Here is a 24,756-nt window from a genome sequence, read left to right as displayed (position 1 = left end):
TTCAATCTAATATTCAATTAATCACGTTGAAAATATTAACAATTATCGGAGCTCGTCCCCAATTTATTAAAGCTGCTGCTGTCTCTCGAATTGTCAGATCGGAAGAGCATATTAATGAGGTTCTGGTACATACAGGACAGCACTATGATCGCAACATGTCCGATGTTTTTTTCGGCGAGCTTGATATTCCACGACCTGATTATAATCTTGGCATTGGTTCGGCAAGTCACGGTGTGCAGACGGGCAAAATGCTGGCGGCTATTGAAGAGGTTTTACTGAAGGAAAAACCGGACTGGATGTTAGTTTACGGTGATACAAATTCTACATTAGCCGGGGCGATCGCCGCAGCGAAATTACACATTCCCATTGCCCATGTTGAGGCAGGTTTACGTTCCTTTAACCGCAACATGCCAGAAGAAGTCAACCGTGTGCTAACGGATCATGCGGCTGATTTATTATTTACGCCAACGACAATTGCTTCTAAAAACTTACTAAAAGAAGGTATTGCTTCTCCTCGTATTCATCTTGTTGGAGATGTAATGTATGATGCGGCTCTTTTTTATGTACAACAGGTTGATGCTAGAAGTCGTATTTTGGGTGATTTAAATCTTAAGAAGGAGGAGTATATTTTAAGTACGATTCACCGAGCTGAAAATACTGATAGTCATGTTCGCTTGACGGCAATTATCAATGCATTATCGGAACTAGGCAAAGAAATCAAAGTTGTCTTACCATTACATCCTCGAACGGGCAAAATTCTTAAGGAGCTGGACTTGTTTGATCAAGTGAGTCAATCGCTATGCTTGATTGAGCCCGTAGGATACTATGACATGATTGCGCTGGAAAAGAATGCCAAAATGATAGTAACGGATTCTGGTGGTATTCAGAAAGAGGCATATTTTTATCAGGTTCCCTGTGCGACTCTACGTGATGAAACTGAGTGGTTAGAGCTTATGGAATCGGGATGGAATTGTTTAATTCCTCCTCACTGTGCTGATGAGATGGTAGAAAAACTTCGGGTACGAATGTCTAAGTTGCCACCGTCGGGTGTAATGCCGTTATATGGTGATGGGACGGCTTCGGAAAAAATATTGAAGATTTTATCTGACAGTTTGTAACGGGGGAATTGTTTTATTGATGTTTCGTGCGGGACGAATTGATGAAATTCGAGATTGTTTGTGACCGGAGTTCGTAATATATGGAGTCGATCGCCGCTGCGATGGGTCAACTTTTGGTGAACCATGATTTATGCTATGAATTGCATACTGTCGGATGAACATAAGCAAAAAAGTTTTCGTTGGCAAAGACAGGTCACTAAAGGGCTGAGATTTTAAGGCATGTGATGGAGCACAAAAAATAGGCGATCGCCCCCTGTGACTAACAAAAAGTTAATCTAGTTGCCGCCCCGTGAGCTCCACAAAAATATCTTCAAGGTTAGACTCACGCACCATCACACCCCGCTTGTCGGTCAGGTTAGACAGGTGTTGCTCTGCCTCCTGTACCGTCGGGAAGAACTGATAATCCCAGCGCTCATTGTGCTGTCGAATCATTAGACCGCGACCATATTTTTCTTGCAGTTCATCCACTGTGCCTTCTTCGATGAGTTGACCTGCTTCCATAATGCCAATGCGATCGCAGAGGGTGGCTGCCTCTTCCATATAGTGGGTCGTCAGGAGAATAGTCATGCCGTTATTGTTTAGCTCACGGATAATTTCCCAGAGGCGGCGGCGTGTTTGGGGGTCAAGGCCAACGGTCGGCTCATCAAGAAATAAAATTTTGGGTTCGTGTAATAGCGCCCGCGCAATTTGTACCCGACGTTTCATACCACCCGATAAGGTTTTGACTAAAGTATCCCGGCGATCGCCCAGCTCGACATATTCGAGGGACTGGCGAATTAAGCGTTGACGCAACGGATTAGGGATATGGTGCAAGCGCCCGTGAAATTCCAGATTTTCCCAAACCGTCAGATCCACATCGACACTCATCTGCTGGAGGACAACTCCAATATTGCGTTTAGCATGGGCGGGATTGCGCTGTATATCTTCCCCTGCCACCTGAATGCTGCCACCACTGGGCTCTGTCAATGTAATTAACATCCGAATGGTGGTGGATTTTCCTGCGCCGTTAGGCCCCAGCAGACCATACATTTCCCCCGCCTGAATATCAAAGGAAAGCTCATTGACAACAGGCACTTTGCCGAAAACCTTAGTGACTTTATCGAGGGAAACCGCAGTGGATGTCATGGAAATGTAAATGTTTGTAACGTTACTTCTTTCAATTATGCCCTGTGTCGGGAGCGTCTGCTCAAGTGGGGTGGATTTTTGCGGTTGAGGTGATTATATAAATGTGGAGGCGATCGCCCCCTGCTCCTAGGGCTTCGCTGTTAATCCTGTAATAAATAACCAGATCAATTCTGAACCTGCAACAAATATGAGCTATTTATAAAGCTTTTTCCCTTGATCCCCAGTGAGATTAAGAAGAAACACCTATTGATTGTTTACTTTGAGGCTACTTTATAAAGCTTCTGTTAAAATCTCACTTTAATCGTTACAAAAAGACTAAACAGCATTTTTCAAAAGTTATAATGTCTATATATTTTCACAAGGTATTGAGTGTCAATTATTACCAGTAAACCATTGTTCTTATGGAGCTAAATTTCTATCTCGGCATCCTATAAGATAAATTTTTGTTGAGTGGAAAACTTGGTGAGAATGAAGATTTTGCCGTGTAATCTCAATACTTTCTGATCGTTTTTATCAACTAAAGATTTTGTTGTTTTCTTGCTAGTTGGCATATTGTAATAGTCTCTCAGCAAGTATCAATCCTACGGAATAGGGTGTTGTGCTCTTCTCCTATTTTATAGTGCAATATAAACATTGTTTTTCTGTTGGGTTGGCAACAATTTTTTTAATCAATATAGGCTCCTGATTGAGAGGGATGACAATGTCATTTCTAGGATCAATGACTCAACTTTTAAGTGACCTCAACAGAGATAATATTCTCGGTTCTAGCGTCTTGGATTTACTGGATCAAGGTTGCGATCGCCACCCAAACATTTTGGCGTTAAATCGTTACGTTGAGGGGCAATGGCAAGCCTGCTCTAACCTAATGTTTCGCCAACAAGTGGAGGAGCTTGCCCTAGGATTCTCGGCGCTACATCTGGAAAAGGGCGATCGCCTCGCGATGTTGATGCCTAGTGATTTTTCCTTAGCATTAGTGGATGTAGCATCGTTATTAGCTGGGTTTGTTAATGTTCCTATTGATCTCACCCAAACGATTGAGAATATTATTTATTGTCTGAATCATTCAGAGGCAAAGGTCGTTGTTATTTCCGATCTTAAACTTCTTGGTCAATTACTTCCCTATTTAGATCAAGCGACGTTTTTGCGGTGGGTCGTGATGGTCGAAACGGACGGTGATTGGGCAAAAAATCGAGACCCATTACTCGGAGAGGAGGGGGGATCTCCTAACCAAAATTTTGTACCGAATACTTGTTTAAAGCTATCCCATTATCTCTCAGGAGAAACGGTAGAAATTCCAAATTTAGACAGTAAAAGTTTGCCGCAATGTATTGATTTATTGGCCTTGGATGATGTGCAAGCACAGGGTCAAAAACTGTGGTCTGAGACGGCGATCGCCACCCTAAAAGCTCAAATTAACCCAAAAGATTTGGCGACGATTATCTATATCGCTAGTGAAGAACAACAACCAAAGGGGGTGATGTTGAGCCATGAAAATATGACCAGTAATGCCCTGACGGCTTTTGGGAGTTATCCCGGTTTGAAAACGGGTAATGATGAAACTGTTTTGCTGTTTTTACCGTTGACCCATATTTTCGCGCGGGTTTTTCTCTACGGACATCTTGCCTATGGTCATAGTGTGTATTTTTCTAGTCCGAGTCGCCTGATTCGTCATTTACGGCTGATTAATCCCACCATTCTGATCACTGTGCCTCACCTCCTTGAAAAAATGTACGATCGCCTCATTGCGAAGGGTGATTTGTTTGAAACGGGTGGGCTGAAAAATCGGTTTAAATCGGCGGCATTTAACCAAGCGCTGCGAGTGGCTCATAGTTATAACGTTGCTACCCCGCCCCAAGGTTTGCAAACAATGCCGTGGGATTTGTCGAAGCGCTGGGTCTTTAATCAATGGCAAGAAATTTTCGGGAATCGTTTGCACTCTCTCGTTTGTGGGGGGGCGGCATTACGACCGGAGCTGGTGAATTTCTTTAATGGTTCTGGTATTCCTGTGATTCAGGGTTACGGTCTGACGGAAACTAGTGGCGTGATTTGCTACAACCGTCATGATAATCACCGCGCCGATACGGTGGGTTGTCCGATGCCTTTTACTAAAGTGAAAATTGCCGGCGATCGCGAGATTTTGATTAAAGCGCCGTTTGTGATGCTGGGTTATTACAAAGATCCAGCGGGAACTGCCAAGACCATTGACCGTGAGGGATGGTTGCATACCGGTGATATGGGTCGGCTCACGCCAGAGGGTTTTCTGCAGATTAAGGGTGTGAAAAAAGCGCAATTTAAATTATCAACGGGTAAATATGTTTCGCTGAAGCCTTTAGAAAATGCGGTGCAAGGCTCTGAGCTGGTGCAATGGGCGATCGCCGTGGGGATGAATCAGAAATTTTGCGGCATGTTAATTTTTCCAGAACGGAGTGCCCTGCTCAAACTTTTAACGGCGAATCATATGGATTATGATTTGAGCGATCCACAGATTATGGCGCTCTATCAAAACATTGTTGACCAAGCCAATTGTCACCTGCCCTATTGGTCAAATATTCGTAAATTCGCCTTGATGGAACAGGACATTCCAGAGAGTTTTATTAATGCCGATGGGACGTTATCGCGAAGCAAAGTTTATCTGCGATTTGCCTCGGATATTAATAAGCTTTATCAGTCGAATAAATCTAAAGAGTTAGCAATAGAAAAAAATACAGATTTATTTACGCCCCAAGCCTGTCCAACCTTTGCCCAATCGCTGATGCACAGCTAGGTTTACAGTCATTTCAGTCAGCTATAAAACGAGGTAAAAGCTCAAGTCCCCCGTACAAAGGGGGATTTAGGAGGATCCCATCTATCAGACTCATTTAAAAAGACCATACCTCCTAAATTTAATAAATTTATTGTCGATTTTTCGGGGATAAAAACAACTGGTGATGGGGCATCACCCTACGACTAACTTCAATGGATACACCATAACTTTTTATCCCTTTTCTTCTTAAAAAAACTGAATATTTGTCCCTTTGTAATGTTACGTCATGAGGAAGATTTTATGTCTAAACTGTATCAACCAATCCGTACTGCCGCTGTCCTTGGTGCGGGTGTGATGGGCATTCAAATCGCGGCTCATCTGGCGAATGCGGGTTTAACGGTTTATCTGTTGGAATTGCCGTCAAAGTCGGGTCGTAAAAATGATCTCGTGGAAGGGGCTTTTAAAAAAGCACTCCGGCGATCGCCGCCGATGTTTTACAGCAAAAAAATGGCGCAGCGGGTCAGCCTCGGTAACTACGATGAGCATTGGGACAGGCTGGCGGAGGTGGATTGGGTGATTGAAGCGGTGGTCGAAAATCTTGAGATTAAGCGGGATTTGCTGGCGCGACTCGAAAAAACGGTTAAAGCAAATGCCATTGTTTCGACCAATACTAGTGGGTTGTCTATTGGGGCGATCGCCGCGAATTGTCACCCTAAATTTAGGAAGCGTTTTCTCGGCACACACTTTTTTAATCCGCCCCGTTATCTCAAATTATTAGAACTCATTCCGACGGCGGAAACTGATCCAGAAATTGTCGCCAGAATGGCAAAGTTTGGGCGCATGGTATTAGGAAAAGGCGTTGTTATTGCCAAAGATACACCGAATTTTATTGCGAATCGAATTGGCGTTTTCACCTCATTTTTAGCACTAAAAAGTTTCACCGAAGATGATTACACCATTGAGGAAATTGATACGCTGACGGGCACATTAATTGGCAGACCAAAATCGGCAACTTTCCGCACAGCTGATGTGGTGGGTTTGGATACGCTGCTTTATGTTGCAGAAAATCTCTATCCGGCAGTGCCAAAAGACGAAGAAAAAGGGATGTTTCTCGTGCCGGATTTGTTTAAAAAGTTAGTGGAAACAGGCAGTCTTGGTGCGAAGGCTGGGCAGGGTTTTTATAAAAAAGTTGATGGCGAAATTCGGTCGCTAAACCCAGAAACATTTGGTTATGATTCGCCAAAACCGATGAAGCTGGGCAACCTCGATAAGCTCAAGAAATTATCGTTGGGCGATCGCCTGCGATATTTGTACGACGATAAAGGGCGGGCGGGTAAATTCTTCCGGCGTTTAATGCTGCAAACCTTGGCCTACAGCGCGAATCGAGTACCCGAAATTGCCGATGAACCACAGATGATCGACCTCGCAATGAAATGGGGTTTCGGCTGGGACATTGGCCCCTTTCAAATGTGGGATGAGCTGGGCTTTGAGCGTGTGTTCGAGGCACTCAACAAAAATCATTTCACAATTCCCGACTGGCTAGAACAGATGGTTTCACTGGGTTATAACCGTTTTTATGGTGAGAATCATACGGTCTATTCGCCCATCAAAATGACCTATAAAAAACTTGAGTTACATGATGATGAAATTCATCTGGCAGACTATCGCACCGATGAGAAAACCCTCTGGCATAACTCCGAAATGGCGTTGCTCGATCTCGGTGATGGCATTGCGCTCTGTGACCTGAGATCTAAGGCTAATACCCTGAGTGCAAAGGTTATCGAAGGCTTTGGGGCAATGTTGGATTTTATTGAAAACCATGATGAAATTTTGGGTCTGGTGATCGGCAATGACGCTCATAATTTCTGCGTCGGTTTAAATCTCGGCGAAGTGGGCAGGATGGTGGAATTGGAAAACCTTAACCCCTTTAGCCATCACCATGGCGGCGTTAAAAAGCTCCTCGATCAAGTGCAGGCTTTTGTACAGCGGATCCATTATTTCCATAAACCCATCGTCGCGGCGGTCCATGGGCGTGCCCTCGGTGGTGGCTGTGAATTGGCGATCGCCTGTCCCCATATCGTTGCCGATGCGGAAACTTATATTGGTCTTGTGGAAATGGCGGTGGGTCTAATTCCGGCGGGGGGCGGCTTAATGCGTTGGGCGCGGTGGATTGGTAAAACAGCCCATGGCGAAACCCCAGCGGATTTGATGCCCTTACTGAAAAAAGTCTTCCAAACGGTGGGCACAGCAACGGTTTCCGGCAGTGCCCACGAGGGAATTGAACTAGGATTTTTGCCCGCTAATACCAAGATTGTCATGAACGGCGATCGCCGCCTTTATGTCGCAAAACAAGAAGTGCTTTGTCTGCATAAATTGGGTTATGTGCCGCCCGCAAAAGATCCGATTCCGGTGTTGGGCAAACCGGCGCGAACCGTTCTAGAGCATATGGTCTACACCATGAAAGAAGGGGGCTATGCCTCGGATTATGACCAGATGTTGGCGCACCGCATCGCCTATGTGTTGACGGGGGGCGAGTTGACCGAAATGGCATGGGTGGATGACGAATATCTCCTCAAATTGGAGGGGGAAAACTTTATGCCGCTCATCGATGAACCGAAGACGAAGGAGCGCATTGTACACATGCTCAAGACGAAAAAGCCATTGCGAAATTAGCAGATTCCCCTCTTGGGAGGGGTTAGGGGTGGGTTGCGTGAAGTTGCGCTACTGACTGAAACCCCTTCCGCCCTTCGGGCACCTTCCCCAAGGAAGGACTAGAGCCAACCAAATTAGGAACCAAAAAGATGAATGCATACATCGTGAGTGCCGTCCGCACCGCCACCGGCAAAGCCCCCAGAGGCAGCCTCAAAAATGTCCGCGCCGATGACCTCGGAGCTACTGCTGTTAAAGGCGCGATTTCAGTGATCAGTGATCAGTTAGCAGTCAACAGTAATGACACTTCGGTGATTGATTTGATTGATGATGTGATCATGGGTTGTGCTGCGCCGGAAGCGGAACAGGGTTTTAATGTGGGTCGGCTAATCGCGCTCAGGGCTGGGTTGCCGGATTCTGTGGCGGGAGTGACTGTAAATCGGTTGTGTTCTTCGGGATTGCAGGCGATCGCCATGGCAGTCCAAGCGATTAATTTCGGGTCGGCGGAGCTGATCGTCGCGGGTGGCGCAGAGTCCATGAGCCAAATTCCCATGGGTGGGCACAACTGGCTCCCGAATGCGGCGTTATTTGACGACATGCCTGCGGCCTATTTATCGATGGGATTAACGGCGGAGAAAGTCGCTGAGAAATTTAATGTCTCTCGCGAAGACCAAGATGCGTTTGCCTTGAGGAGTCACCAAAAAGCCCTTGATGCCCGTGAGAATGGTCGGTTTAAAGCGGAAATTATTCCCGTCACAATCCGCGAAACCCGCTATGTCGATGGCAAACCGGAGCTGGTCGAAACCCTATTTGAAGCCGATGAAGGCATCCGCGCAGACACCACTTTAGAAGCCTTAGCCCACCTCAAACCGGTGTTCCATTTAAAAGGGTCGGTCACGGCTGGCACATCTTCACAAATGTCCGATGGCGCGGCGGCAACGGTGGTGATGAGCGAAAAAATGCTCAAAGAGTTGGGTGTAAAACCCATGGCAAAATTACTCGGTTTTGCGGCGGTGGGCGTTGACCCAGAAATCATGGGCATTGGCCCCGTGGCAGCGGTTCCCAAGGTTTTAAAACAGGTGGGTTTAAGCCTCAAAGATATTGGCTTGATCGAACTCAATGAAGCCTTTGCCGCCCAATCCCTCGCCGTGATCCGTGAGTTAGGTCTTAACGAAGATCTGGTGAATGTAAATGGTGGGGCGATCGCCCTTGGTCATCCATTGGGTTGTACTGGCGCGAAATTGACGGCTACTTTACTCCATGAAATGAAACGGCGCGGCGTGAAATATGGCCTGGTCACCATGTGTGTTGGCGGTGGTATGGGGGCGGCTGGCGTGTTCGAGAACTTGATGCTATGAGAAGAGGACATGGAGAGGGGGGAGACAAGGTGACACGGAGAGAAAGAGACAGGGTGAAGTCGGTGTCTCATTGCTAAAAATCCATTTTTCTGATTTTCACTAATCACAACTCTCCCCATCTCCCACTCCCCCACTCCCCGCGTCTTCCCTCACTACCGAATCGTCCACTTATCCCGCTGGGTAATCATCACAACCAACTGACCCAAAATTTGCTCGTACCGAGAATCCAAATCCTTCGCTTCCTCATCACTGAGATAGCCACAACGACGAGCCAGCTCAACCCAAGTCTGAGTTTCCGCAGCTTCTGCTTCCGAATCACTGAGCTTACTTACAAATGCCGCAGGATAGCGACGTTTCCGCCAAGCCTCCGCTAAGTTTGCCGCCACAGAACGAGAAGAACGACGTATCTGGTCTGTCAAAGAAAACTTTTCTTCACTTGGAAACAATTTACTTCGAGCAAAAATAACCATCGCCCCATCCATGGCATTCTGCCAAACCCTTAATTCTTTAAAAGAACGAATATTACCCATCTTTCTCTCTACCGTTATTCCCATAGGACTATAGCCCATGATCACTCTCCTCTCCTCTTTCCATTATTTCTCCCTCCCCCCCCTCACCGCGTCTCTTATTCTCCGTGTCCTTCTCGGCGGCGCGGCGATCGCCCTATCTCTGGTTTTAATTCCTTATTTACGGCGAAATCTCATCACTCGCTGGGTAATGCTCACCATTGAAAAACTAAAGTTATTACCGAAAATCTCCGACACCGAAAAAGAAGCCATCAAAGCCGGCAATGCTTGGGTGGAAAAAGAATTTTTCACAGGTAAACCAGACTGGAAATATATCCTCAATGAACCCTATCCCCATGTCACGCCAGAGATTCAAGATTTCCTCGATAATCAAGTCGAAAAAGTCTGTGCAATGGCAACGGATTGGGAAATTTATCAACATAAAGATTTGCCGTCAGAACTCTGGAAATATCTTAAACACGAAAAATTCTTTGGCATGATGATTCCCGAAGAATATGGTGGTTTGGGCTTTTCAAATCTGGCCTATAGTGCCGTGATGATGAAGCTCGCATCGCGCTCATTTACCCACGTCGCAACTGTCGGTGTCACCAATTCCCTTGGCCCCGCCAAACTTTTGATGCGCTACGGTACGCCTGAACAAAAATCGCAATATTTACCCCGTTTAGCCATCGGCGAAGAAATCCCTTGCTTTGCCCTCACCGAACCCAACGCCGGATCTGATGCCGCAAGTTTAATCTCCAAAGGCGAAGTTTTTAAAGGCGAAGACGGCAAACTTTATCTCAAATTAAACTGGAAAAAACGCTACATCACCCTAGGGGCGATCGCCACCTTATTAGGATTAGCAGTACGGGTTTATGATCCTGATCACTTATTAGGAAAAGGCGAAGATGTGGGCATTACTTGCGTGCTTGTGCCGACTAATACCGAGGGAGTTATTCTGAACCAACGCCATGATCCGATGGGCGTACCTTTTTATAATTCGCCGACGGAAGGCCACGATGTCATTGTGCCTGTCGAACAAATTATTGGCGGCGTGAAAAAAGCTGGTAAAGGTTGGCAAATGTTAATGCAATCTTTGGCGGCAGGTCGTGGGGTCAGTTTCCCCGCCAGTTGTACCGGAGTCGCAAAACTCGTCACCCGCGTGGCCAGTGCCCACAGCGTCAATCGCAAACAATTTGGGTTGTCCATCGGTCGTTTTGAAGGCATTGAAGAACCCCTAGCACGCATCGCTGGCTTTACTTACATGCTCGATGCATTGCGCCTTTACACCTGCGGCGCGGTGGATAATGATCGTCAACCCGCTGTCTCGGCGGCGATCGCCAAATATATTAGTACCGAACTCACCCGCAAGGTTGTGATGGACGGCATGGATATTTTGGGAGGATCAGGAATTTGTCGCGGTGAACGTAATTTACTCGCCAATATTTATACCGCGATGCCCATTGCAATCACCGTTGAAGGCGCAAATATTTTGACCCGAACCCTAATGATTTTTGGGCAAGGTTCCATTCGTTGCCACCCCTATATTTATGACGAAATTCAAGCGTTAAACAATCAAGATCTTGCTCATTTTGACAAAACTTTATGGGCACATCTCAGCTCATTTGCAGTAAATAAATTCCGAGCTTTAATGTTAACTATTAGTGGCGGCACATTAACCATGGCTCCAGTATCAGGGGCAACTGCAAAATACTATCGAAAACTCACTTTTGCCTCGACAACTTTTGCTCTACTCAGTGATTTCGTGCTGGTTGCTTACGGTGGAAAACTCAAGCGAAAAGAAAAACTCACCGGACGTTTTGCCGATGCCTTGACTTGGATGTATTTGGGCACTTGTACCCTCCGCCGCTATGAATCTAATGGTCAACCAAAGGAAGAATTGCCTCTCGTTCACTGGAGTTTGCAATATGCTCTCTATCAAATTCAGATGGCATTTGAAGGCATTTTGAATAATATCGATTTGCCCGTTATCGGCGGTATGTTGCGTCGTACTTCGTTGCCTTGGGTGCGTTGGCAGAAACTCAGCGATTTACCCAATGATCAACTCGGTCATGACGTTGCTCAACTTCTGCAAAATAATCGCTTCATTCGTGAACGTTTAACCGAAGGCATTTATGTGCCCGAAGCTGAAACCGAAGCCCTCGGCCGCCTCGAAAAAGCGTTCACCCTCGTCCATGCCAGTCAACCAATTCTGAGAAAAATCAAAGCGGCGATCGCCGCAGGATTACTCCCGCAGAACAAACCGACAAAACTACTAGATCTTGCTCAAATGCGCAGCGTTATCACCAAATCCGAATTGGCATTAGTCAACCAAGCCGAACTTGCCCGTAACGATGCCATTCAAGTGGATGCTTTCGGTTTAGAAGAATACAGCCACCAAGAGAAGCTGTCTGAGCTACGAAGCTAGATTTTCTTTCAGAATAAAAGTCGAACAAGTTTGAGAGCTTTCATTTATCCTGAAAGAAGATATCTCAAGCTTGTTTTTTGCAAATTTATGGCAAAGGACTTATTCCACGACGCAGTCAAAGCAGCTCTTATAAAGGATGGCTGGAAAATTACTAGTGATCCCCTAACGATTCGGATTGAGCGTATTAAATTGGAAATTGATTTGGCAGCAGAAAAAATATTAGTAGCAGAAAAAGATAACAAAAAAATTGCAGTGGAAATTAAAAGTTTTATCAATCCTTTCACAATTAATGATTTTCACACTGCACTCAGATAATTTTAAATTATCGTTTAGCGCTAGAAATTACAGAACCTGATCGCGTACTTTTTCTCGCTGTACCAGTCGATATATTTGAGTCTTTCTTCCAAGAAGAATTTCCGAGAGCAGCCATCTAAAAATATTCCCTCAAGTTAATTGCTTACGAACCAAACTCAAAGGAGATTATTTCATGGCAAAACTAGATCAATATCGTCAAATCGTAAAAGAGTTACTTCAGTCTTTAGCCGTCAGTAACGAACCTGAAATTGAATGTCAATTGATTTGTGATACTGAGCAGGATCACTATTAGATTATTAAAGTAGGTTAGCAAGGATTAAAGCATATCTGTGCTTGCTATGTTCATATTGACATAAAAGAACAAAAAGTTTGGATTCAGTACAATATGACCGAAGTAGATCTAGGTCAAGCTTTAGTAGATAAAGGAATTCCCAATTCAGATATTATTTTAGGTTTACAGCCTAGCTACAAACGTCCTTATACAAACTATGGTGTTGCTTAAAAAAGTATAGACACTGTTTATATTTCAAGGCAAAATAATGTGTGTATCGCCTACCATTTGATTATTGGGTAATCTTTTTCCCTTGACTTTCTCACCAATTTTATTAGGGTTTAAAAACCACTCATATGCTGTTGTAATACCACAGCCGTCAAAATATTTAGTTTGAAACCAAATACTTTCATTTCTTTCGGAATCCATTTTCGTTGAACCACAACCTATTCTGAATACATCATCATCATTAGCTAAGTCTGGGATTGTCCATTGAGGAGTTGCTATTTTTGTCCCTACAAAATCAAAAAAATCTCTACTCGCCTCTAAAGTTCTCTTGTTGGGGAATTCTACGGTTACTCGGCTTTGAGTAATTGTGACTTTTGTAATATATTTCATACTCGAATGAATTATTTGAAATATTAAGCTGGGCTAACCATTGTAGACCAAGCTGAAAGCTGTGATTCCACAAATGCAATAGTTCTTGAAAAAAAAAAGTATATGCGCTAATTGGCACACTTTAAATTAATGGATAGTATTAGTTACAAACATTTATTTCTTTGAGAAAAAGAACAAATATTTGCAACTATTTTTGCGTCGAAAAAGAAGTGCAATATTTTGTTTTTTAAATCATACTAGTCGCCTCATTTAGAGTTTTGCTAGGACGCATTGCTTCACTTGCCTTGTCAGGATTTGTGGAGTAATAACCACCGATTTCTACGGGTTTACCTTGAGCTGTGTTTAATTCAGCTACAATTTTGCTTTCATTTACCGTTAGAACTTCTGCTAGCTTGGCAAATTTTGCCTTGAGTTCAGGGTTTTTATCTTGTTCTGCTAATGCCTCTGCCCAATACATTGCCAAGTAGAAATGACTGCCACGATTATCAATTTCCCCGACTTTGCGGGATGGAGATTTATCGTTATTGAGATACTTACTATTCGCAGTATTTAAAGCCTCTGCTAATACCAAAGCATTTTCGTTATTAGTCTTTTTGCCGAGGTCTTCTAGGGTGACGGCGATCGCCAAAAATTCCCCCAAAGAATCCCAGCGTAAATGACCTTCTTCGACAAATTGTTGAACATGTTTCGGCGCAGAACCACCCGCTCCAGTTTCAAATAAACCGCCACCCGCAAGAAGGGGCACAATCGACAGCATTTTCGCGCTAGTGCCCAGTTCGAGAATAGGGAAAAGATCCGTCAAATAATCCCGCAATACGTTACCCGTTACCGAGATGACATCATTACCCGCTTTGATTTCGGCACAAGTGAATTTCATCGCATCCACTGGCGGCAAAATCTGCATATTTAGCCCTTCCGTATCGTGCTCCGGTAAATAGGCGTTCACCTTCGCGATAATGTTGGCATCATGGGCACGGTTTTCATCAAGCCAAAAGACCGTTGCATTGCCCGTTGCTCTCGCGCGACTGACGGCAAGTTTCACCCAATCCTGAATCGCAATGTCCTTGGTTTGGCACATCCGCCAAATATCACCAGCCTCAACGCTGTGCTCCATTAAGGTTGCACCGTCAGCATCAACGACACGCACTGTACCATCGGCGGGAATTTCAAAGGTCTTATCGTGGGAGCCGTATTCCTCTGCCTTTTTCGCCATCAAACCAACATTGGCGACATTGCCCATGGTGGTCACATCGAACGCGCCATTTTCCTGACAAAACTCGATACAAGCTTGGTACATGGTGGCGTAACAACGGTCGGGAATCATTGCTTTCGTGTCGTAGGGTTTGCCATCTGCGCCCCACATTTTGCCGGAGGTGCGAATCGCGGCGGCCATGGAGGCATCGATAATCACGTCGCTGGGCACATGCAAATTGGTGATGCCCTTGTCGGAATTTACCATCGCCAGACGGGGTTGGGTTTCATAGGTGGCAGCGAGATCTGCTTCAATGGCAGCTTTTTGATCAGCGGGTAAAGTCGCAATTTTGGCATAGACATCACCCAAACCATTTTTAGGATTTACGCCCAACTCGGCGAAAGTTTCCGCATATTTCTCGAAGACATCTTTGAAATAAACGGTGACGGCATGACCAAATAAAATCGGGTCAGACACTTTCATCATGGTCGCTTTCACATGGAGAGACAGCAGAATATCTTCAGCTTTAGCCGCCGCAATTTCTTTTTCGTAAAATGCCCGCAACGCTTTGGCACTCATGCGAGATGCGTCGATCACTTCCCCTTCAAGAACTGCTGTTTTTTCTTTTAAAATGGTGACTTTGCCATCGGCTGCCACATGCTCAATTTTGACATCGCCAGCTTTTTCGATCACCACCGATTGCTCACTGCCATAGAAATCATCGGCATCCATAAACGCCACGTGGGACTTAGAATCCTTTGTCCACTCACCGACGGAATGGGGATGTTTCTGGGCGTACTCTTTTACCGCAGCAGCAACCCGGCGATCGCTGTTTCCTTCCCTCAGCACTGGGTTAACGGCACTACCTAGGACTTTGGAATATTTTGCTTTAATCGCTTTTTCTTCGTCGGTTTTCGGGTCAGCGGGAAAATCTGGAATGTTGTAACCCTTTGCCTGTAGCTCTTTAATGGCAGCGGTTAACTGGGGGATGGATGCACTGATATTGGGGAGTTTAATAATAAAAGCTTCTGGCGTTTTTGCTAGCGCACCTAATTCCGCGAGGGCATCGGGTTGGCGCTGCTCTTCAGTCAGAAATTCGGGGAAGTTGGCGAGAATCCGGCCAGCAAGGGAAATATCTTTTGTTTCAACCTCGATATTCGCCGCATTTGTAAAAGCTTTCACAATGGGCAAAAAAGAATACGTTGCTAAAGCAGGCGCTTCGTCGGTAAATGTGTAGGTGATTTTCGAGGTCTGATTACTCATATCGCTGGCGCGGAAAACTCATCAAATTATGTCAGCCTAAATGATACATGGCGTCGGGGTGACGAGCCGTATCGATTCATTCGAAAGTTACGACAGAGTAAACTGGATTATCTTGTCTCAATTATCATTTGAGAAAAATCACTTTGCCGTTAATATTGCAAGTTTTGTCCCTGTACTTGAAAAGTGACTATGTCAATATTCCAGTCAGCATTAGCGACAAGGGTTTGGCGGAGTTCCCCGAGCAGCGCCAATTGTTCGCAGTGGGATAGGGAATACATGGAGCGGGGAGAATCGATCGGCAGGCGGAAATCGATGGTTGCGGTTTTTGTGGATTCGTCGATCGCCATACGATAGCCTGCAATGCGAAAATCTCCGTTGCTGCGATCGCCGACAATGGTTTCGATGGTTTCTTCTAGGGACGCAGCAGCCGCAACGTCTAGATCCTCAGGAACGAGATTATTACACTGACGGTCAATTTTGTAGCGAGTCACCGTCACCATGGGAATGTCTGGTTTGACTGCGGCGATCGCCGGGGATTGCGGTGTGATTTTTTCCGGTTGGCTGACGATATCTGCACTCAGACGAACGGCAACCTGGGACGATGTTTCAGCTACTAAGAGGCCACAGCCAGAGGTGATGAGAGTTGAGGCAGAAAGTAAAAAACCAAGAAATGGTAATCGCATAGTAGATGACGAGGAGTCGATATCTAACTTTCCGACTTTGCCCCAGACAAATCAGGATTTTTTGTCCGTTGCTGCCAGCGATATAAAAATTCATTTGCAAGGCGTTTATAGGCCTTAGCTCCCGTTGACTTGGGTTCTGTCATCACTACAGGCTTATAAAAATCCACAGCACGGGCGATCGCCACATTGATGGGAATAGCTGTTTGAAATAGAGATTTTTTGCCGAAATCCCGTTCAAGACGCTCCTGCACCTGAGCCGCCATTTTCGTCGTGCGTCCTAGGGAGGTAAACGTAATCCCCAATAACTTAATGTTGCTACGCTGGTGATCCTTAAACTGCTTAATGCGGCCTTCGAGAATACCGATACCAATAACAGACAGTGGCTCAGGCTTCGCGGGAATCACATAATAATCACTCGCTAAAATGCCACTGCGGGTCATGAGGTGATCCCCCGGCGAAAAATCCAGCAAAACAAAATCATACATAGGCGCAATGGGACGGAGAATACGTTTGAGGAGTGTATCTTCCATGTCTTGCCAGCGCTCAAGGAAATTTTCCCGTTTCCCCTGGGAGCGCTCGTAGATAATGTCCGCTAAAACAAAATCTTCGTAAAGTTCGATGTCCCCCGGCAAAATATCGAGACCATTAACACCACACAAATTTGTTTGAATAATCTCAGTGGCTGCCCAGCGCGGTTGCGTTTCTTTTGAAACTGACTGTTTAACTAAATTACGGAGGGTTTTATGTTCTTTTTTGAGCTTGGCAAAATCCACCGGCGACATCAAACTCAAGGTTGCATTAATCTGACTATCGAGATCGACAATCAATACCCGCTTGTTATAGTCCCTTGCCAAACAAGCCGCTAAATTTATGGTGGTAGTCGTTTTGCCAACGCCACCTTTCATATTTACAAACGCAACAATAGAACCCATAACAGCTGCTATAGCAAATCCAGATCGTCGTCGTCGAGATCGCGCCCTTCGAGAATCGCAATGATATCTTCGGTCTCTTTTCCGAGGATACGACAGAGAGGAGCAAACAGTCTGCTCTCTACAGGGTCACCTTTATAAATTCCTTTGAGGTCGTCGGGAGAAAGTTTATAGGAGTCGCAAAACCTGACAAATTCCATCTGGGAAATGTCGAGTTCTTTTTGTCTTTCCTTTAGCAAGGCGGCGATCGCCGGTGTACCGGAGCGAGGTTTACGGGTGCGTGAAATGTACTCCCGCATTAACGACTTCAGCTCATTAATATCTTGGGGATTGCCCCCTAGCTCAGCGAGAAGCTCTTCACAGGCCAGCCGCAGTGCTTTTTTGATACTTTCTTCACCATTGAGAATATTGGCAATACTCTTTGCATACTGCGGATCAACCAAACCAACATTTTTACCCTTATAGGTGAGGGGCACATAAAAGTCGTGAACATTAATTTGCCAATCTAAAGGTTTATCGCGCAGAGACATCTGCCATCTACTCCATCACATCAAAGGTGTGAGCTTATTCTACCGAAAGGCACCATCGTCAAAACATTTCCATTGACAGATGTTCGCGACAGTTGGGAATTTCCCTGAAAAATATAAGGAAAATATCGAAGTTAGGTTTGTTGGAGTGAATGCAGCGAGTGCGACTTTTAAGTGAATGGTGAGCGATCCTCCACAAAACTGCCGCAAAATTAGAGGAGATGCTGATCCTCTTCACTAGGGCGCAATGTTGTCAGCCTGTGATGGGGCGATCGCCAAAAAGTTAATGGCAGCAAAGGCAAAATTTTCTGTCCATATGAATGGTGCTTTGGGAGATAACTGAAATGAATTATGGATAATTGAGATTAATGACTATATATCGCGTTGTTTTGACTGTGATGGAACTTAAAATTTCAATCAGGAGACTAATATTTTAGACCCTATTTCTTTCCCAGAAATTGCGGATTCCGTAATTTTACTGATGTAGAACAATGCGTGAATGTTGATGATTGATTGACTATTCAATTTTTTTCCTAGACTTTATGACGAGAGGTACTCTCCGTGTTTCGTCTGCGTTTGTCGGCTGTTTTGGTTTTGTTTCCTGTTGCAACCACTTGCCATGGTGGGTCGGCGATCGCCCAAATTACGCCAGCAGGAGAGAGCACAGGCACAATTGTTGAACAGGCGGGGGATGCCTTTGCCATTACAGGGGGCAGTACCTCTGGCGACAACAGCAATTTATTTCACAATTTCAACGACTTCAATTTGGGGACAGGTCAGAGCGCGACATTTCTGGCAAATCCTCAGATTCAAAATATTTTGTCCCGTGTCAGTGGCGGCAATCCATCTTTTATTGATGGATTGATCGAGATTACCAATAGCGACGCAAATTTATTTCTCCTGAATCCATCGGGTTTGGTTTTCGGCAGTAATGCCCAACTTAATGTGGCAGGAGATTTTACGGCGAGTACGGCGTGGGGAGCGGCTTTTGAGGATGGTGATCTGTGGATTGATGGGGTGGACTATGCCCAGCTCACGGGTTCACCCACAAATTTCTTCTTTGACGGTACGGGCGCGATTATTAATGCTGGCGATCTTAATGTCGCGCCGGGTCAAGCGCTGAATTTATTTGCCTCAAATGTTGTCAATACAGGTAATTTGACGGCGAAGGAAGGGAAAATTCAGGCGATCGCCGTGCCGGGTAGTAATACCTTGCGCCTCAGCCAAGACGGTCAGATTTTAGGTCTAGAGTTAACGCCGCCAACATCTGGTAATTTTACCGCGACCAACTTGCCGGAACTGCTGACCGGAAGCGGCCTTGATGGCGTGATCAATTCGGACTATTTAGATGCCGAGTCCGGTCGTACTCTTATTTCTGGCAACCTTGATGCGACGGGCAATATCGGCGGTGATATCGGTGTTTTTGGCCGTCATATTTTTCTCGAATCGGCAAATCTCAATGCTTCTGGCATGAATGGCGGTGGTCAAATTTTCGTCGGTGGTGATTACCGAGGCGGCGGCACATTACCCACAGCATTTAATACCTTCGTCGATCGCAATTCTGTTCTAGACTCAAGGGCGATCGCCACAGGAGATGCCGGACAAATTATTGTCTGGGCAGATAATGCCACAGGATTCTACGGAGAGGCGATCGCCACAGGCGGTGCTTTAAGCGGCGATGGCGGTTTAGTCGAAACCTCCGGCAAAATCTACCTCGATGTTTTCGGTGCCAACGTTAATGCCAGTGCCGTTAATGGTCAATCAGGATTATGGTTACTCGATCCAACAAATATCAACATCGTCAATACAGGAACAGGTTTATTAGATGCCAGCGGAAACTTTGAACCAACATCGGTATCTCCAACGTCAGATATTTCACCAGACACAATTGAGGCAGCCCTTGAAGGGGGAACCAGTGTATTAATCACCACTGTGGGAAGCGGTACCGATGCAGGTGATATTACCCTCGAAGATTCCATTGTTACGACAAACCCTGTTCCTGCTGGCACAACATTGACTCTCCGGAGTCGTTTATTTAATCAGGATTTAGGTGGTACAACGACCATTAACATCGGCGCGGGAAATCTTTTATTTGAGCTCAATGCCGTCAACCCAGAATCGGGTATTTCTACCTTACTCGGCGACTCCATTCAAGCAGCCCATAATGCCATTGGTGCTGTCACTGGCACTGCCACAATCAATATTGGCGCTGGCGCTGGTGCTGTCACTGCTCGAAAAAGTGTACCAGCAGCTTTCAGTTTTACAACAGATCTAATTATTAACGGCGCTGGTGCAGGACTCGTTTTTCTCGACGGCACAGGCAGTTTAGATCGCGTTATTCTCGCGACCGCCGATCTGACAATTAATGATCTCACCATTCAAAATGGCGCAATTGCACCCATTGGCGATGGGGCTGGTATTTCCTTTAGTGGTGGAAATCTAGCGCTCACCGATGTCACCATCCGCAACAACACATCCCTTGATCGTGGGGGCGGCATTTTTAATGATGGCGGTGATGTCACCCTCACTCGAGTTGAACTCTCTGGCAACACAGCGACATCCGGTGGTGGCATCTTTAATGATGATGGCACTGTAACGATCACAGATAGCCTTATTGATAATAATGATGCAATTGGAACCACCGGAACAGAAGGTGGTGGCGGCATTTTCAACGATGCTGCTGGTGATATTAACCTTCTCAGAAGTACAGTTTCTGGCAATACCTCAGACAATATTGGCGGCGGTATTGTTAATAATGGCGATACTTTAGATATTCAGGACAGCACGATATCAGGCAACACGGCTGTCAACGGTGGCGGTGGTATTGATAATTACTCTGCTGGTCAAACTCTCAATCTCCGTACTAGTGTTGTGACGGGCAATGTCATTTCTGCTGGTGGTGGCTATGGTGGCGGCATTAAAGTTGGAGCTGGCGGTACGGCAACAATTACGGATAGTTTGATTACGGCAAACCGAGTCGATGGTGCTTTGTCAGATGGTGGCGGCATAGTAAACTTTGGCAATACAACGCTCCTGAGAACAACTGTTTCTGGCAATCGGGCCAATGGTTCTGGTGGCGGCATCTTTAATAATTACAATGACGATTTGACCCTGCAAGACAGCACTGTTTCCGGTAATACGGCTACAGGTGCAGGGGGCGGTATTTTCAACGATGGTAATACCGATTTGTTCAACAGCACGATTTTGGGGAACACCGCAACGGGTGCGGGTGGCGGCATTGCTAATGGCTATGGCGGTTCCGGGACAACTGTTTTTCTTGACATCACCAATAGCATTATTGCCAACAGTTCTGGTGCGGATATTGAAGACACTCTGAGTCCCTTTGGGCGAGCAACTACTGCCGCAGGTGAAAATATTGTTGAGAATAGCGCTGTCTCTATTGCTGGGAACCCAGTCATTACTGATGATCCATCTCTCATGCCTTTGGGAGATTATGGTGGTCTGGATGTGGGTGATCCCAATACCGGAACGAGTCCAATCACGACTCACTTTTTCTTTTTCGATAGTCCTGCTTTGAATGCGGGCGATAATGCTGCGGTGATTAGCACGACTGACCAGCGGGGTGGCTCTCGGATTGTTGATGTTGCGGTTGATTTAGGGGCTGTGGAGTTTCAAGGGGTGAGTCTATCCCTCGTCGGTGGTGATGGTCAAAGCACTGCCATTAATACGGATTTTGGGTCAGTGACTGTGGCGGCGACGGAAGTCACGTTCAATAATATTTTGGAAAATTTAGAGGTGCAGTTTGATGCGCCCAACAGCGGGGCGAGTAGTAATCCCACAAGCTTGTCGGGGACGACTAATAGTGCCGGACAGGTGAGTGTAACGCCCACGGCAAATAGTGTTGTGGGTTCCTTTGAAATTCAGGCGACAACTCCAGCTTTTTCTGTTAGTAATACCGCGTCTGCAACGTTAGAAAATACAGATACACCAAATATTGATGATTTTGATCCGGGTGATGGCGGTGCTGTGATTGAGGATTGTCTAACTGGGGCAGATTGTGCGGGTGACGACCCAAATATGTCAAATCCTGATGATCAACTTGCGGATGATAATGGTAGTAATCTTGCGGTCATCACAGGCAAGTTGGAAAAGATTCAGGAGCAAACGGGGGTAAATCCGGCTCTAATTTATGTGTTTTTTGTCCCATCAGAGGAGGAGGATACTCTGGTGAGTACTAAGGCTGAAAGCGGTAAGGATGATTTAACAAAAGATGTGACGCAATGGAGCTACAGGGGCGATCGCCTGAGTGATTTCCTTAATGCGGAAGAAAAATTCCTCAATCCGCCGGAAAAACTCGACAATGACGAAGAGCTGGAATTGGTGATGGTGACCTATTCTGGCAAGGTTATCCGCAAAAAAGTGCCGGGTGTGACAAGGGAAAATGTGATGCCTCTGGTGAGTGAATTTGTGGCGGGGGTAACGAGTCCCCGTTTCGGCGATCGCTATATGCAACCAGCCCAAGCGCTGCACAACATTTTTATTGATCCCCTCGAGCCAGATATCGAAGCGGAGCAAATTAATAATCTGACTTTTATTATGGATGAGGGTTTTCGGGCGCTACCAGTGGCAGCACTCCACGATGGCGACAAATTCCTGATCGAAAAATACAGTGTGGGTATGATGCCCAGTTTCTCGCTGACAAATACCTCTGGCTATATTCCCCCGCGTCAAAATCAACTCTTAGCGATGGGTGCATCGGAGTTTAATGGACTCGATGATCTTCCGGCGGCTCCCCTTGAAGTGGAAATTATTGCCGACCAAATTTGGCAGGGAACGTCGTTTGTGGAGCAACAATTTACGGTGGAGAATTTACTCGCAGCTCGTGAGCGCAATCCCTATAGTATTGTTCACCTCGCAACCCATGGTGAATTTCGCTCTGGACAAAATGATCGTTCATTTATCCAGTTCCATGATCAAAGGATCACGATGAATGAGTTATCCCGACTTCGCCTGAATGAGCCGCCCATTGAACTACTCGTTTTGTCTGCCTGTCGTACTGCTCTCGGCGATCGCCAAGCTGAATTAGGATTTGCTGGGCTTGCTCTGGCTTCTGGCGCAAAATCGGCGATCGGTAGCATCTGGTACGTCAGCGACGAAGGGACATTAGCACTGATGACGGGTCTCTACGAAAATTTGCAAAAGTCGCCTATCAAAGCAGAAGCGCTACAACAAGCACAACTATCGCTCCTCAGAAAGGACGTTTATGCCGAAGGCAATAAATTGATGACATCGAACGGCTCCATTACACTGCCGCCAGAGGTCGGTGATGTCTCCGATCAGGACTTTGCCCATCCTTATTTTTGGAGCGGTTTTGCACTAATTGGGAATCCTTGGTAGGGGAATTTTCTTGATAACCCCTAGCTGATGATATCTACCGCAAAGTTGTCTAGGCGATCGATTATCATAAATGTCAAGCTTCGTAAAGAATCGCAAAACTGTTCGTGCTTGGCACAGGAGTAGATAGACGATGGCAAATCAGCCTTGGCAAGAAGAAGAAAACATTGATCCCATTGAAACGCTCTTAAATGAATTTTCCGATCCCGAAGAGGCGGAGGAGGAGTTTCGGGAAGATTTTTTTCAAGGCCTTGGTGGTAGACGCAAAAAATCTGCGTTTATGTTGAGCCTTGTCTGGGCGATCGCCTTTGTTCTGCATACAGTGAGCTGGGGATCAACCGCTGTATTGGGCGCAACAGGACTCTTACTGATCCAAGCGATCCGCCTTGTTTCTCAGAAGCCAGATGAGTCGCCGACTCCCCTCACGGATGCTCAGTTAAATGATGCTCCCACGGTGTCTTTAGTCATTTCTGCAAAAAATGAAGAGGCTGTCATTGGCCGTCTCGTTAAAAATCTGTGTCAGCTTGATTATCCCGTCGATAAATATGATGTCTGGCTGATTGACGATGCTAGTACCGATAAAACAGGTCAAATCCTCGATGAACTCGCGCAGGAATTTTCCCAATTAAAAGTGGTTCACCGTCCTCCCAATGCTGGCGGCGGCAAGTCCGGTGCATTAAATCAAGTCCTCTCTGACACCCAAGGCGATATTGTGGCGGTTTTCGATGCTGATGCCAAAGCCCCCAAAGATCTCCTCCGCCATGTTGTGCCGATGTTCGATGATCAAAAAGTCGGGGCAATTCAAGTACGCAAGGCGATCGCCAACGAATCTCTAAATTTCTGGACAAAGGGTCAGGCGACGGAAATGATCCTTGATGGCTATTTCCAACAGCAACGGATTGCCCTAGGCGGTATCGGCGAACTGCGAGGCAATGGTCAATTTGTGCGGCGCACAGCCCTAGATCAATGTGGTGGCTGGAACGAAGAAACGATTACCGACGATCTCGACCTGACGATCCGTTTGCACCTAGACGACTGGAAGATTGGCTTTTTGCTAGAGCCTGCTGTGCAAGAAGAAGGCGTGACCAAAGCAATGTCATTGTGGCATCAACGCAGTCGCTGGGCTGAAGGGGGCTACCAACGTTACCTCGACTACTGGCGTTACTTCTCAAATCAACGTCTTGGTTTTGGCAAAAAGATTGATCTGTTTTCTTTCATTTTGATGCAGTACCTATTGCCCACTGCTGCGGTGCCTGATTTTGTATTTGCGATCGCCACCGGTCATTTCCCCGTGCTCTTTCCCATGACTGCCCTAGCGACATTACTGACATCTTGGGCGATGCTCGAAGGTACTCTACGGGTCTATAAAAAACAGCCTTGGACTTGGCAGAAATTGAGCAAGATTACCAACAGTTGTTTAGTGACTTCAGTGTATATGTTGCATTGGTTGGTCATCATGCCAGTGACTACTGCCCGTATGTCGGTGCGTCGTAAGCGGTTGAAGTGGGTAAAAACAGTGCACCAAGGCGAAGAAGAAACCCTTGCATCCCAGTCGTAATTTTAATCACTGTTACGTGATTTTTGTCGGGGTTTAGCCAGCTAAATCTCGATTTTTTTTAGTTAACGTGAGTTTTGCTTAAGCATGCTCGGAAGTACGACGCGGTGAATGGGAGAGC

General features: G+C 46.0%; 16 protein-coding genes and 1 pseudogene. 10 read left to right on the top strand and 7 right to left on the bottom strand.

Annotation, left to right across the window (positions count from 1 at the left end; genetic code table 11):
- Nucleotides 1-26 precede the first annotated feature (26 nt).
- Nucleotides 27-1,118, top strand: coding sequence for a non-hydrolyzing UDP-N-acetylglucosamine 2-epimerase (wecB, locus tag NIES208_RS14730; RefSeq protein WP_075893739.1), 1,092 nt, complete (start codon nucleotides 27-29; stop codon nucleotides 1,116-1,118).
- 270 nt (nucleotides 1,119-1,388) lie between these two features.
- On the opposite strand, the gene NIES208_RS14725 is transcribed toward wecB, so the two are convergent.
- On the bottom strand, nucleotides 1,389-2,243 hold the full coding sequence (locus NIES208_RS14725) for an ABC transporter ATP-binding protein (protein WP_075893738.1): 855 nt from the start codon (nucleotides 2,241-2,243) through the stop codon (nucleotides 1,389-1,391).
- 718 nt (nucleotides 2,244-2,961) lie between these two features.
- Here NIES208_RS14725 and NIES208_RS14720 point away from each other — a divergent pair.
- From NIES208_RS14720 to NIES208_RS14710, 3 genes are all read left to right on the top strand, one after another.
- Nucleotides 2,962-5,007, top strand: a complete 2,046-nt coding sequence (locus NIES208_RS14720; protein ID WP_075893737.1) for an AMP-dependent synthetase/ligase — start codon at nucleotides 2,962-2,964, stop codon at nucleotides 5,005-5,007.
- A gap of 279 nt (nucleotides 5,008-5,286) precedes the next feature.
- Nucleotides 5,287-7,659: a 3-hydroxyacyl-CoA dehydrogenase/enoyl-CoA hydratase family protein gene (locus NIES208_RS14715; RefSeq protein ID WP_171971782.1), complete on the top strand. Its 2,373-nt coding sequence runs from the start codon at nucleotides 5,287-5,289 to the stop codon at nucleotides 7,657-7,659.
- A gap of 128 nt (nucleotides 7,660-7,787) precedes the next feature.
- Nucleotides 7,788-8,993, top strand: a complete 1,206-nt coding sequence (locus NIES208_RS14710) for a thiolase family protein (protein WP_075893736.1) — start codon at nucleotides 7,788-7,790, stop codon at nucleotides 8,991-8,993.
- Nucleotides 8,994-9,145: 152 nt separating this feature from the next.
- Here the strand turns inward: NIES208_RS14710 and NIES208_RS14705 are convergent, their stop codons facing one another.
- Entirely contained in the window at nucleotides 9,146-9,562 is a 417-nt protein-coding gene (locus NIES208_RS14705) for a four helix bundle protein (RefSeq protein ID WP_225875324.1), read from the bottom strand.
- Here NIES208_RS14705 and NIES208_RS14700 point away from each other — a divergent pair.
- From NIES208_RS14700 to NIES208_RS14690, 4 genes and pseudogenes are all read left to right on the top strand, one after another.
- Nucleotides 9,561-11,927 carry an acyl-CoA dehydrogenase gene (locus NIES208_RS14700; protein WP_075893735.1) on the top strand — a complete coding sequence of 789 codons (2,367 nt, stop codon included), beginning with the start codon at nucleotides 9,561-9,563 and terminating at the stop codon, nucleotides 11,925-11,927. The two genes, NIES208_RS14705 and NIES208_RS14700, sit on opposite strands and share 2 nt — an antisense overlap.
- Nucleotides 11,928-12,014: 87 nt before the next feature.
- Nucleotides 12,015-12,242: an element excision factor XisH family protein gene (locus NIES208_RS19815; protein WP_315861646.1), complete on the top strand. Its 228-nt coding sequence runs from the start codon at nucleotides 12,015-12,017 to the stop codon at nucleotides 12,240-12,242.
- The gene (locus NIES208_RS19810; protein ID WP_315861647.1) at nucleotides 12,239-12,361 is read left to right on the top strand and encodes an element excision factor XisH family protein; all 123 of its coding nucleotides are present in this window, start codon (nucleotides 12,239-12,241) and stop codon (nucleotides 12,359-12,361) included. Before NIES208_RS19815 ends, NIES208_RS19810 begins: the two co-directional genes overlap by 4 nt.
- A gap of 53 nt (nucleotides 12,362-12,414) precedes the next feature.
- Nucleotides 12,415-12,744: pseudogene (locus NIES208_RS14690) on the top strand (element excision factor XisI family protein).
- Nucleotides 12,745-12,768: 24 nt separating this feature from the next.
- Here the strand turns inward: NIES208_RS14690 and NIES208_RS14685 are convergent.
- From NIES208_RS14685 to NIES208_RS14665, 5 genes are all read right to left on the bottom strand, one after another.
- The gene (locus NIES208_RS14685; RefSeq protein WP_075893734.1) at nucleotides 12,769-13,131 is read right to left on the bottom strand and encodes a hypothetical protein; all 363 of its coding nucleotides are present in this window, start codon (nucleotides 13,129-13,131) and stop codon (nucleotides 12,769-12,771) included.
- Between the two features lie 226 nt (nucleotides 13,132-13,357).
- Nucleotides 13,358-15,586, bottom strand: a complete 2,229-nt coding sequence (locus NIES208_RS14680) for an NADP-dependent isocitrate dehydrogenase (protein ID WP_075893733.1) — start codon at nucleotides 15,584-15,586, stop codon at nucleotides 13,358-13,360.
- Between the two features lie 149 nt (nucleotides 15,587-15,735).
- Nucleotides 15,736-16,269: a hypothetical protein gene (locus NIES208_RS14675; RefSeq protein WP_075893732.1), complete on the bottom strand. Its 534-nt coding sequence runs from the start codon at nucleotides 16,267-16,269 to the stop codon at nucleotides 15,736-15,738.
- A 23-nt stretch (nucleotides 16,270-16,292) separates the two neighbouring features.
- The gene (locus tag NIES208_RS14670) at nucleotides 16,293-17,201 is read right to left on the bottom strand and encodes a ParA family protein (RefSeq protein ID WP_075893731.1); all 909 of its coding nucleotides are present in this window, start codon (nucleotides 17,199-17,201) and stop codon (nucleotides 16,293-16,295) included.
- A gap of 8 nt (nucleotides 17,202-17,209) precedes the next feature.
- Nucleotides 17,210-17,728 carry a hypothetical protein gene (locus NIES208_RS14665; protein WP_075893730.1) on the bottom strand — a complete coding sequence of 173 codons (519 nt, stop codon included), beginning with the start codon at nucleotides 17,726-17,728 and terminating at the stop codon, nucleotides 17,210-17,212.
- 558 nt (nucleotides 17,729-18,286) lie between these two features.
- Here NIES208_RS14665 and NIES208_RS14660 point away from each other — a divergent pair.
- Both NIES208_RS14660 and NIES208_RS14655 read left to right on the top strand, forming a co-directional pair.
- Nucleotides 18,287-23,083 (top strand): CHAT domain-containing protein, encoded by a 4,797-nt coding sequence (locus NIES208_RS14660; protein ID WP_075893729.1) that lies wholly within the window; start codon nucleotides 18,287-18,289, stop codon nucleotides 23,081-23,083.
- Between the two features lie 130 nt (nucleotides 23,084-23,213).
- Entirely contained in the window at nucleotides 23,214-24,638 is a 1,425-nt protein-coding gene (locus tag NIES208_RS14655; RefSeq protein ID WP_075893728.1) for a glycosyltransferase family 2 protein, read from the top strand.
- Nucleotides 24,639-24,756: the final 118 nt, after the last annotated feature.

Origin of the sequence: [Limnothrix rosea] IAM M-220 (assembly GCF_001904615.1) — a bacterium.
In the GTDB taxonomy this organism is placed as follows: domain Bacteria; phylum Cyanobacteriota; class Cyanobacteriia; order Cyanobacteriales; family MRBY01; genus MRBY01.
The sequence above is the reverse complement of the archived record's forward strand: the minus strand, read 5'-3'. Positions and strand labels throughout refer to the sequence as shown.

Bases quoted from the DNA above. Each gene is read 5' to 3' on its own strand.
- NIES208_RS14725 (WP_075893738.1), bottom strand. From the start codon at position 2,243: ATGACATCCACTGCGGTTTCCCTCGATAAAGTCACTAAGGTTTTCGGC.
- NIES208_RS14720 (WP_075893737.1), top strand. From the start codon at position 2,962: ATGACTCAACTTTTAAGTGACCTCAACAGAGATAATATTCTCGGTTCT.
- NIES208_RS14715 (WP_171971782.1), top strand. From the start codon at position 5,287: ATGTCTAAACTGTATCAACCAATCCGTACTGCCGCTGTCCTTGGTGCG.
- NIES208_RS14710 (WP_075893736.1), top strand. From the start codon at position 7,788: ATGAATGCATACATCGTGAGTGCCGTCCGCACCGCCACCGGCAAAGCC.
- NIES208_RS14700 (WP_075893735.1), top strand. From the start codon at position 9,561: ATGATCACTCTCCTCTCCTCTTTCCATTATTTCTCCCTCCCCCCCCTC.
- NIES208_RS14705 (WP_225875324.1), bottom strand. From the start codon at position 9,562: ATGGGCTATAGTCCTATGGGAATAACGGTAGAGAGAAAGATGGGTAAT.
- NIES208_RS19815 (WP_315861646.1), top strand. From the start codon at position 12,015: ATGGCAAAGGACTTATTCCACGACGCAGTCAAAGCAGCTCTTATAAAG.
- NIES208_RS14685 (WP_075893734.1), bottom strand. From the start codon at position 13,131: ATGAAATATATTACAAAAGTCACAATTACTCAAAGCCGAGTAACCGTA.
- NIES208_RS14680 (WP_075893733.1), bottom strand. From the start codon at position 15,586: ATGAGTAATCAGACCTCGAAAATCACCTACACATTTACCGACGAAGCG.
- NIES208_RS14675 (WP_075893732.1), bottom strand. From the start codon at position 16,269: ATGCGATTACCATTTCTTGGTTTTTTACTTTCTGCCTCAACTCTCATC.
- NIES208_RS14670 (WP_075893731.1), bottom strand. From the start codon at position 17,201: ATGGGTTCTATTGTTGCGTTTGTAAATATGAAAGGTGGCGTTGGCAAA.
- NIES208_RS14665 (WP_075893730.1), bottom strand. From the start codon at position 17,728: ATGTCTCTGCGCGATAAACCTTTAGATTGGCAAATTAATGTTCACGAC.
- NIES208_RS14655 (WP_075893728.1), top strand. From the start codon at position 23,214: ATGGCAAATCAGCCTTGGCAAGAAGAAGAAAACATTGATCCCATTGAA.